The following is an 8,963-nucleotide window of genomic DNA, read 5'->3' on the forward strand; positions in this document are numbered from 1 at the left end:
TCGCGCAACCGGCCGTCGCCGACAGGTGCCCGATCACCCGGCCGCCTGCAGACCGGGTGTCACACCCGCCATCGCGCTGTGGCCCCGGTCGTCCGCGAAGGTCACCGTGACGACCTCCCGTCGTGCCGAACACCGCGCCCATGGCGAGACGCGCGGCCGGGCTGCATCGCCATGCCGCAGACGGTTCTGCGCCCCCTGAGCGACCCCATTCCGTTTTCTCCCGTGTCCCTGGTGCGGCGAAAAGGGCTGGTGCATCCAGGGTTGAATGCGCTCAGGTGTTCCCATGTCGAAATGACGTGCGAGAAAAGGCGGCTTCGGGATCGGAGGGAAGCGGGCGTCCGACCATGGATGAGCAGGTGATGTCAAGTCATATCTGAAACAAATCTCACGACATCCCCCCTTGCGCTACATTCGGGGCCCCGGGCGCATTGTGTTAAAGGGGGGCGTTCGTGCTGGGTGGGGGCCTGGCGCGACAATTGATACGTAGGCCCGGGTTCGTACGCCTCCCTGCCAGTGATGCCCCATGGGGGGGAGTACGTGCGCGTCGACAAATGGCGGAATCACGCTCGATCGAGCGGGTCCGGATCCCTTTCCGGAGGTCTTGGCGGGACGGCTGGAGCCGTGCAGCCGGGGGAGTCGTTCGACTCCGGCGGCNNCCGACGAGGGGCGTCCCGCCTGGCCGACGGTCAAGGCGGGGGCGCTGTCGCGGCAGACGGCCGGACCGGCCCGCTCGGCGAAGCCGTCCGGCCCGGTCGGTCCGGACGGCGCACAGGGGGCGGGCGGGGGCCTGGACGCCTCGGCACGTGCCGGCACGGATCCGTTCGGCTCCACCGGCTCCACCGGCTCCACCGGCTCCACCGGTTCCACCGGCTCCACCGGTTCCACCGGCTCCACCGGTTCCACCGGTTCCGCAGGTTCTTCCGGTTCCCCCGACTCCGGCGGATCCGATCCTCTGCGGGTACGCGTCGAGGACCCCTGGCGGACCGAGCAGATCGAGCAGGGCGACGGGGCCGGGCAGTCCCACGACCCGAACGAGGTCACCGTCCAGCTCGACACCGTGAAGCCGGGCGGCTCCGGCGCATCGGCGGGTGCCGCGGCCGACAAGCCCGTCTTCGTCGACGACTCCGGCCGCCGCAGCCGCCGCCTCCGCCGCTTCGGCATGGCGGTCGGCCTCGCCTGCGCCGCCTACGCGGGCGTCATCGTCGTCACCCTGCTGTCCGGCAACGCGGGCGCCCCCTGGGTGCCGATCCCGATCCCGGGTGTGGGGGACCCGCCGGCGAGCAAGGTCAAGGAGTCCCCGCGCCCGTCGCGGACGACCGGTCCGTCCGCCGGGAGCGGCGGCCTGCCCGGCGTCGGCGCCCCGGGCGCCGGTGCCGACGCCGGCACGGACACCGGCACCGACGCGGGTGCCCCGGGCACCGGTGCGACCCCGTCCCCGGGCGGCACCGCCGCACCGGGGACCTCGCCCCGGCCCGGCACGACACCCGACGCCTCGGCCCGGCCCCAGCCGTCCGCGTCCGGCACGAAGAAGGGCACTCCGGGGCGCACCGCCACGCCGACCGCCCCCGGGGACCACGACTCGCCCCCGGTCGTCGATCCGCCGGCCGACCCGCCGGCCGATCCGAGCCCGGACCCGGAGCCGAGCGACGGACCCGGCGACTCCGGCGGCAACGATGGCGGCGGCGACACCACCGACAAGGCCGGCGCGGCCCCCACCCCGACCGTGCTCGCCTCCGACGAGCCGGCCACGCCCCGGCCCGACCAGTCCGACGCCACACCCGCCCAGTCCCCGGAGAACGTCCTCTGATGGCCCCGCGCTCCAACCGTCGCCGTTCCAGCCGGGCCGACGGGCGCTCCCGCCGTGCCTCGGCCGTCAACGCGCGCCGCCGCCTTCTGCCCATGCGCTGGGTGCTGCCCGTGCTGCTGCTGACCGCCGTCACCGCGATGCTGATGCTGCGCGGCTATGTGCACAGCGAGATCCTCGCCGACTACCGGGTCCGGCCCGACACGGCCGCCGACCAGGTGCCCGAGAAGATACGCACGGGCGGCCCGGTCATCGACACCCGCAACGGCGGGATCAGCAGTCTGAGCGTGCCCCGGCAGCGGATCGTCCTCACCTTCGACGACGGCCCCGACCCCACGTGGACCCCGAAGATCCTCGACACGCTCAAGCGGCACGACGCGCACGCGGTGTTCTTCATCACCGGCACCATGGCCTCGCAGTACCCGGACCTGGTCAGGCGGATGGTGCGCGAGGGCCACGAGATCGGGCTGCACACCTTCAACCACCCCGACCTCTCCTACAAGTCGTGGGGCGGCATCGACTGGCAGCTGTCCCAGACCCAGATGGCCCTGGAGGGCGCCGCCGGCATCCGTACGTCGCTGTTCCGGCCGCCGTACTCCTCCTTCGCCGGCGCGATCGACAACGCCTCCTGGCCGGCCATCGAGTACGTCGGCTCCCGCGGCTACCTCACGGTCCTGAACGACACCGACAGCGAGGACTGGAAGAAGCCCGGCGTCGACGAGATCATCCGCCGGGCCACCCCGAAGAACGGCGAGGGCGCCGTCGTCCTGATGCACGACTCGGGCGGCGACCGGCGGCAGACCGTCGAGGCGCTCGACCGCTTCCTGCCCGAACTCCAGGCCAAGGGTTACCGGTTCCAGAACCTCACCGAGGCCCTCGGGGCGCCCAGCGCGCACACCCCGGTCACGGGGATCGAGCTGTGGAAGGGCCGGGCCTGGGTCTTCCTCGTCCAGGCCTCGGACAAGGTCACCGGCGTCCTGGTCGTCGGCCTCGTGGTCGTCGGCACCCTCGTCCTCGTCCGCTTCGGTCTGATGCTGCTGCTCTCCGGTGCGCACGCCCGCCGGGTGCGCCGGAAGAACTTCCGCTGGGGTCCCAACGCCCCGGTCACCGAGCCGGTCACGGTCCTGGTCCCGGCGTACAACGAGGCCAAGTGCATCGAGAAAACCGTGCGTTCGCTCGTCGCCAGCGACCACCCCATCGAGGTGCTGGTCATCGACGACGGCTCCAGCGACGGCACCGCCCGGATCGTCGAGGACCTGAACCTGCCGGGCGTACGGGTCATCCGGCAGCTCAACGCGGGCAAGCCGGCCGCCCTCAACCGGGGTGTGGCCAACGCCAGCCACGACATCATCGTGATGATGGACGGCGACACCGTCTTCGAGCCGTCCACCGTCCGCGAGCTGGTGCAGCCCTTCGCCGACCCGCGCGTCGGCGCGGTCGCCGGCAACGCCAAGGTCGGCAACAAGAACAAGCTCATCGGGTCGTGGCAGCACATCGAGTACGTGATGGGCTTCAACCTCGACCGCCGGATGTACGACATCCTCGGCTGCATGCCGACGATCCCCGGAGCCGTCGGCGCCTTCCGGCGCAGCGCGCTGGAGCGGGTGGGCGGCATGAGCGACGACACGCTCGCCGAGGACACCGACATCACCATGGCGCTGCACCGCGACGGCTGGCGGGTGGTGTACGCGGAGAACGCGCGCGCCTGGACCGAGGCCCCGGAGTCCGTGCGGCAGCTGTGGTCCCAGCGCTACCGCTGGTCGTACGGCACCATGCAGGCGATCTGGAAGCACCGCCGGGCCATCGTGGAGCGCGGCCCGTCGGGCCGCTTCGGCCGGATCGGTCTGCCGTTCGTGTCCCTGTTCATGGTGGTGGCCCCGCTGCTGGCCCCGCTGATCGACATCTTCCTGCTGTACGGCCTGGTGTTCGGTCCCACGCAGAAGACGATCGGCGCCTGGCTCGGTGTGCTGGCGGTGCAGGCGGTCTGCGCCGCGTACGCCTTCTGGCTGGACCGCGAGAAGATGAGGCACCTGCTCTCGCTGCCGCTCCAGCAGATCTTCTACCGGCAGCTGATGTACGTCGTCCTGCTCCGCTCCTGGATGACGGCACTCACCGGCGGCCGGCTGCGCTGGCAGAAGCTGCGGCGCACGGGTGCGGTGGAGGCGCCGGGCTCGATCCCGCGCCGGCGCACGGAGAGCGGTGACAGCGCACGCGAGCAGAGGCCCGTCGGATGACGGGAGGCGTGTACGGAGCGGCGGACGGCGTCCCGTCGCCGGGCGCACCCGGGGCACCGGCGGGTGCCCCGGGCCCCGGCCCGGCAGCGGCGGGGGCGGTGCCCCGGCCGTACGGGGACCGTCCGCCGGGCGGGACGAGGACCCCCGCCCGGCGGACGGCACCGGCCGGGACGGCCGGCGGGGCAGCCGGCGTGGGGGACACGGCGGGTGCGGCGGACGCGACGGACACGGCCGAGGCGGTCGACACGGCCGCCGCGGCCGGGAAACCGGCCCGTCCCGGCCGCGACCGCTATCTGGACCTCCTGCGCTTCCTCGCCCTGGTGCGTGTGGTGGCGTACCACCTCTTCGGCTGGGCGTGGCTGACGGTGCTGTTCCCGTCCATGGGCGTGATGTTCGCCCTGGCGGGCTCCCTGACGGCGCGTTCGCTCAACCGCCCCGCCCTCTCGGTGATCAGGAGCAGGGTGCGCCGTCTGCTGCCTCCGCTGTGGGCGTTCGCCGCCGTCGTCCTGCCCGTGCTGTTCCTCCAGGGCTGGGACCCGCGCGAGGACCCGGACCTCGGCGGCCCCTTCCGGGGCGCGGTCGCGGTGTTCACCTATCTGGTGCCGGTCGGCGCCCCGCCGTATCCGGCGAGCATCGGCTCGGGGTCCGGCTGGCTGGAGAGCACATGGGCGGAGCAGGCGGCGGGCCCGCTGTGGTACCTGCGGGCGTATCTGTGGTTCGTGGTGGCGTCCCCGCTGCTGCTGCGGGTCTTCCGCAGAGCGCCGTGGCCGACCCTGCTGTTCCCTCCGGCGCTGACCGCCGTGGTCGGCACCGGGCTGGTGACCCTTTCCGGCGAGACGGGCAACGCGGTCGTGGACTTCGCCGTGTACGGCGGCTGCTGGGTGCTCGGCTTCGCCCACCACGACGGGATGCTGAAGCGGATCCCGCGCCCGGCGGTGGTGGCCGGCGCGGCCCTGCCGATGGCCCTCGGCCTGTGGTGGGCCTTCGGTCATCTCGGCCCGGAGGGCTGGGACCTGAACGAGATCCCGCTCGCGCAGGCGTTGTGGTCGCTCGGCTTCGTGGCGGTCCTGCTGCGGTGCTCCCCGTCCTGGCGGCGGCTGCCGGGCCGGCTGGCCGGATGGGACGGGCTGATCACCCTCTTCAACAACCGGGCGGTGACGATCTACCTCTGGCACAACCTGCTGCTCATGGCGACGGTGCCGGTCCTCGACCGGCTCTACGAGCTGCCCTTCCTGGAAAGCGGCACCGCCGCCTCGTGGTTGGCGTCGACGGAACTCCTCTGGCAGTTCGTGCTCGTCTGGCCCCTGATCGGTCTGGCCGTGCTCGCCGTCGGCTGGGTCGAGGACCTGGCCGCCCGGCGCAGGCCGCGGCTGTGGCCGGACGGCCCGCCGAGGCGGAGGGGGAGAGGAGGCGCGGGGGTGTAGCCGGGGCGGCCTCTCACTGCCGTCCGCTCCGGGGTGAGTGCAACGTTGCCTCCCGGTCACGCGCGGCCACAGCGCGGAAACGCGGGGTTCCTAACGTCGGGGCCCAGCCACTCAGCGCATTGTGGAGGCGTCATGGCAGGCGGCCGTCGTTGGATCGAGCACTGGGACCCGGAGGACGAGGACTTCTGGGAGAGGGAGGGCAAGCGGGTCGCCCGCCGGAACCTCGTCCTCTCCGTGCTCTGCGAGCACATCGGGTTCTCGGTGTGGACGCTGTGGTCCGTGCTCGTGCTGTTCATGGGGCCCGAGTACGGGCTGACCCCCGCCGACAAGTTCCTGCTCACCTCCCTGGTGACGCTGGTGGGGGCGGTGGTGCGGGTGCCGTACACCTTCGCCGTGGCGCTCCTCGGCGGGCGGAACTGGACGGTTCTGTCCGCGGGGCTGCTGCTCGTCCCGACCGTCGCCGCCTTCGTCGTGATGGAGCCGGGAACCTCTTTTTCCACCTTCCTGTGGGTCGGGTTGCTCGCCGGCATCGGCGGCGGCAACTTCGCCTCCTCCATGACCAACATCAACGCCTTCTTCCCGCTGCGGAAGAAGGGGTGGGCGCTGGGACTGAACGCCGGGGGCGGCAACATCGGCGTGCCCGTCATCCAGCTCGCCGCCCTCGGGGTCATCGGGGCGGGCGGCGGGCCGCGGCTCCTGCTGGGGATCTACATTCCGCTGATCGTCGTCGCCACCGTGCTCGCCGCGCTGTTCATGGACAACATCGCCTCCGTGCGGAACGACACCGGCGCCGCGAAGGAGGCCGCGAAGGACGCCCACACCTGGATCATGTCCTTCCTCTACATCGGGACCTTCGGGTCGTTCATCGGGTACAGCTTCGCCTTCGGGCAGGTGCTCACCAGCCAGTTCGGGCGTACGCCGCTGCAGGCCGCCTGCCTCACCTTCATCGGGCCGCTGCTGGGCTCGCTGAGCCGGCCGGTCGGCGGCCGGCTCGCCGACCGGTACGGCGGCGCGCGGATCACCCTGTGGAACTTCGTCGCCATGGCCGCCGCGACCGCCCTGCTCGTGGTGGCCGGGAGGCGGGACTCGCTGCCGCTGTTCGTGGCGGTCTTCGTGGTGCTGTTCACGCTCAGCGGGCTCGGCAACGGGTCGACGTACCGGATGATCCCCGGGATCTTCCAGGCCCAGGCCCTCGCCCGGGGGCTGAGGGGCGCACAGGCCGCGGCCCACGGACGGCGGCTGTCCGGGGCCTCCATGGGGCTGATCGGCGCGGTCGGCACGCTCGGCGGCGTCGGCATCAACCTGGCCTTCCGGCAGTCGTTCCTGTCCCACGGCTCCGGGACCGGCGCGTTCGTCGCCTTCCTCGCCTTCTACGGCGTGGCCGTCGCGGTCACCTGGGCCGTGTACCTGCGCCGCCCGGCCGAGGGCGTGCCGGGCCGTGACATGACGCACGACGTGACGCACGGCGTAACACTGGAGACATCGCGCCGAACCAAGGCCGTCACGCACAGTTGACACGATCGAAAGACGAGCAGCGGGGACGAGGACGCGAACGCGGGACAAGAGCCGATGGACGACGTGCAGCAGCGGACGGAACACGGGCCCCTGGCCGGATTCACCGTCGGGGTGACGGCCGCGCGCCGGGCCGAGGAGCTGGGCGCGCTCCTCGAACGGCGCGGGGCCCGTGTCCTGCACGCGCCCGCCCTGCGGATCGTGCCGCTCGCCGACGACAAGGAACTGCTCGCCGCCACCGAGGAGATCGTCGGCCGGGCGCCCGACGTCGTGGTGGCCACCACCGCGATCGGCTTCCGCGGCTGGATCGAGGCGGCGGAGGGCTGGGGGCTGGGCGAGGCGCTGCTCGAGCGGCTGCAGAAGGCGGAGCTGCTGGCGCGCGGGCCGAAGGTCAGGGGAGCGGTCCGGGCCGCCGGGCTGACCGAGGAGTGGTCGCCGTCGTCGGAGTCCATGGCGGAGGTGCTGGACCGGCTGCTGGAGGAGGGCGTCGACGGACGCCGGATCGCCGTGCAGCTGCACGGGGAGCCGCTGCCCGGGTTCGTGGAGGCGCTGCAGGCGGGAGGTGCAAAGGTCGTCCAGGTGCCGGTGTACCGGTGGATGCCGCCGGAGGACCTGGGGCCCCTGGACCGGCTGCTGGACGCGGTCGTCGCCGGCGGGGTCGACGCGCTCACCTTCACCAGCGCGCCCGCCGCCTCGTCGCTGCTGGCGCGGGCGGAGGAACGGGGGCGGCTGCCGGAGCTGCTGGCCGCGCTGCGGCACGACGTGCTGCCGGCGTGCGTCGGGCCCGTGACCGCGCTGCCGTTGCAGGAGCGCGGGGTGAACACGGTCCAGCCGGAGCGGTTCCGGCTGGGGCCGCTGGTCCAGGTGCTGTGCCGGGAACTGCCGGGGCGGGCACGGGTGCTGCCCGTCGCCGGGCACCGCATGGAGATCCGCGGGCACGCGGTGCTGGTGGACGAGGACCTCAGGCCCGTGCCCCCGGCGGGAATGGCGCTGCTGAGGGCGCTGGCACGGCGGCCCGGCTGGGTGGTCACCCGCGCCGACCTGCTCCGCGCCCTTCCGGGCGCCGGCCGCGACGAACACGCCGTGGAGACCGCCATGACCCGCCTGCGCACCGCCCTGGACAACCCCGGGCTGATCCAGACGGTGGTCAAACGCGGCTACCGCCTGGCCCTGGACCTGGCGGCCGAGACGAAATACGCCGACGTGTAGCCCGCACCCGGCGGGCGAGGGATACCGGGCACGGTACGGGGCAGGCACTGTAGGAGGGAACGGCTTTCCGGTTTCCGTTTCCCGGCCTCCGACGAGTGCCCCGGCCCGGGCTCACCGGCCGGGGTGAGCCCAGGTGGTGACAGGAACATGGCGGTGGGTACGGCCACGGGTCCCTACGAGCTGCGGTTCGACACCGGGCGGATCTGCCTGGACCTGCTGGCCACCAGTCATCCCACCGAACGGCTGCACTCCCTGGCGCCGTTGTGCGCCTGGATCACGGGAGCGGGCCTGGTGCCGGCCGGCACCGGGCTGACGCACGCGCATGCCTCCTGGCTCACCGCCTTCCACCAACTGCGGTCGGACATCCGGCACTTGGTGCACGCGTGCCTGACCGGTGAGTCCCGGCCGTACGACCTCGCACTCGCCCGCGTCAACGAGGTCGCCCGTGTCGCGCCCCCGGCTCCCCGGGCCGTACGGGGCGAGGACGGCACCCTCGTGCGCGAGGTGGCCCGACCGCCCGGGTGCGCGGCACTGCTCGCGGTCGTCGCCCGGGACGCCGTGGACCTGCTCACCGACCCCGCCGCCCGGGCGCGTCTGCGCCAGTGCGAGGGCGACAACTGCCCGATCGTGTACCTGGACACCTCCCGGGGACGCAGAAGGCGCTGGTGCTCCAGCGAGGTGTGCGGCAACCGCGAGCGGGTGGCCCGGCACCGCCGCCGCGCGGCCCTCACCCGCGCCTAGAGACCCTGGGGAGACGGGGGAGGGACGGGGGGAGAGAGA

At 73.0% G+C, this 8,963-nt stretch carries 5 protein-coding genes; all 5 read left to right on the plus strand.

Annotation, left to right across the window (positions count from 1 at the left end; all coding sequences use genetic code 11):
• Positions 1-1,806 precede the first annotated feature (1,806 nt).
• Positions 1,807-4,038, plus strand: coding sequence for a bifunctional polysaccharide deacetylase/glycosyltransferase family 2 protein (locus tag CCN35_RS14930; RefSeq protein WP_086793041.1), 2,232 nt, complete (start codon positions 1,807-1,809; stop codon positions 4,036-4,038).
• A 191-nt stretch (positions 4,039-4,229) separates the two neighbouring features.
• The gene (locus tag CCN35_RS14935) at positions 4,230-5,462 is read left to right on the plus strand and encodes an acyltransferase family protein (protein ID WP_067388033.1); all 1,233 of its coding nucleotides are present in this window, start codon (positions 4,230-4,232) and stop codon (positions 5,460-5,462) included.
• Between the two features lie 132 nt (positions 5,463-5,594).
• Positions 5,595-6,977 (plus strand): nitrate/nitrite transporter, encoded by a 1,383-nt coding sequence (locus CCN35_RS14940; RefSeq protein ID WP_086793044.1) that lies wholly within the window; start codon positions 5,595-5,597, stop codon positions 6,975-6,977.
• Positions 6,978-7,031: 54 nt separating this feature from the next.
• A complete protein-coding gene (locus CCN35_RS14945; protein ID WP_086793046.1) occupies positions 7,032-8,183 on the plus strand; it encodes a uroporphyrinogen-III synthase in 1,152 nt (383 codons plus the stop codon).
• Between the two features lie 147 nt (positions 8,184-8,330).
• Positions 8,331-8,924 carry a CGNR zinc finger domain-containing protein gene (locus tag CCN35_RS14950; protein WP_067388037.1) on the plus strand — a complete coding sequence of 198 codons (594 nt, stop codon included), beginning with the start codon at positions 8,331-8,333 and terminating at the stop codon, positions 8,922-8,924.
• Positions 8,925-8,963 lie beyond the last annotated feature (39 nt).

The sequence above is a fragment of the Streptomyces thermovulgaris genome (genome assembly GCF_002155915.1).
Classification (GTDB): domain Bacteria; phylum Actinomycetota; class Actinomycetes; order Streptomycetales; family Streptomycetaceae; genus Streptomyces; species Streptomyces thermovulgaris.

Bases quoted from the DNA above. Each gene is read 5' to 3' on its own strand.
- CCN35_RS14940 (WP_086793044.1), top strand. From the start codon at position 5,595: ATGGCAGGCGGCCGTCGTTGGATCGAGCACTGGGACCCGGAGGACGAG.
- CCN35_RS14930 (WP_086793041.1), top strand. From the start codon at position 1,807: ATGGCCCCGCGCTCCAACCGTCGCCGTTCCAGCCGGGCCGACGGGCGC.
- CCN35_RS14945 (WP_086793046.1), top strand. From the start codon at position 7,032: ATGGACGACGTGCAGCAGCGGACGGAACACGGGCCCCTGGCCGGATTC.
- CCN35_RS14950 (WP_067388037.1), top strand. From the start codon at position 8,331: ATGGCGGTGGGTACGGCCACGGGTCCCTACGAGCTGCGGTTCGACACC.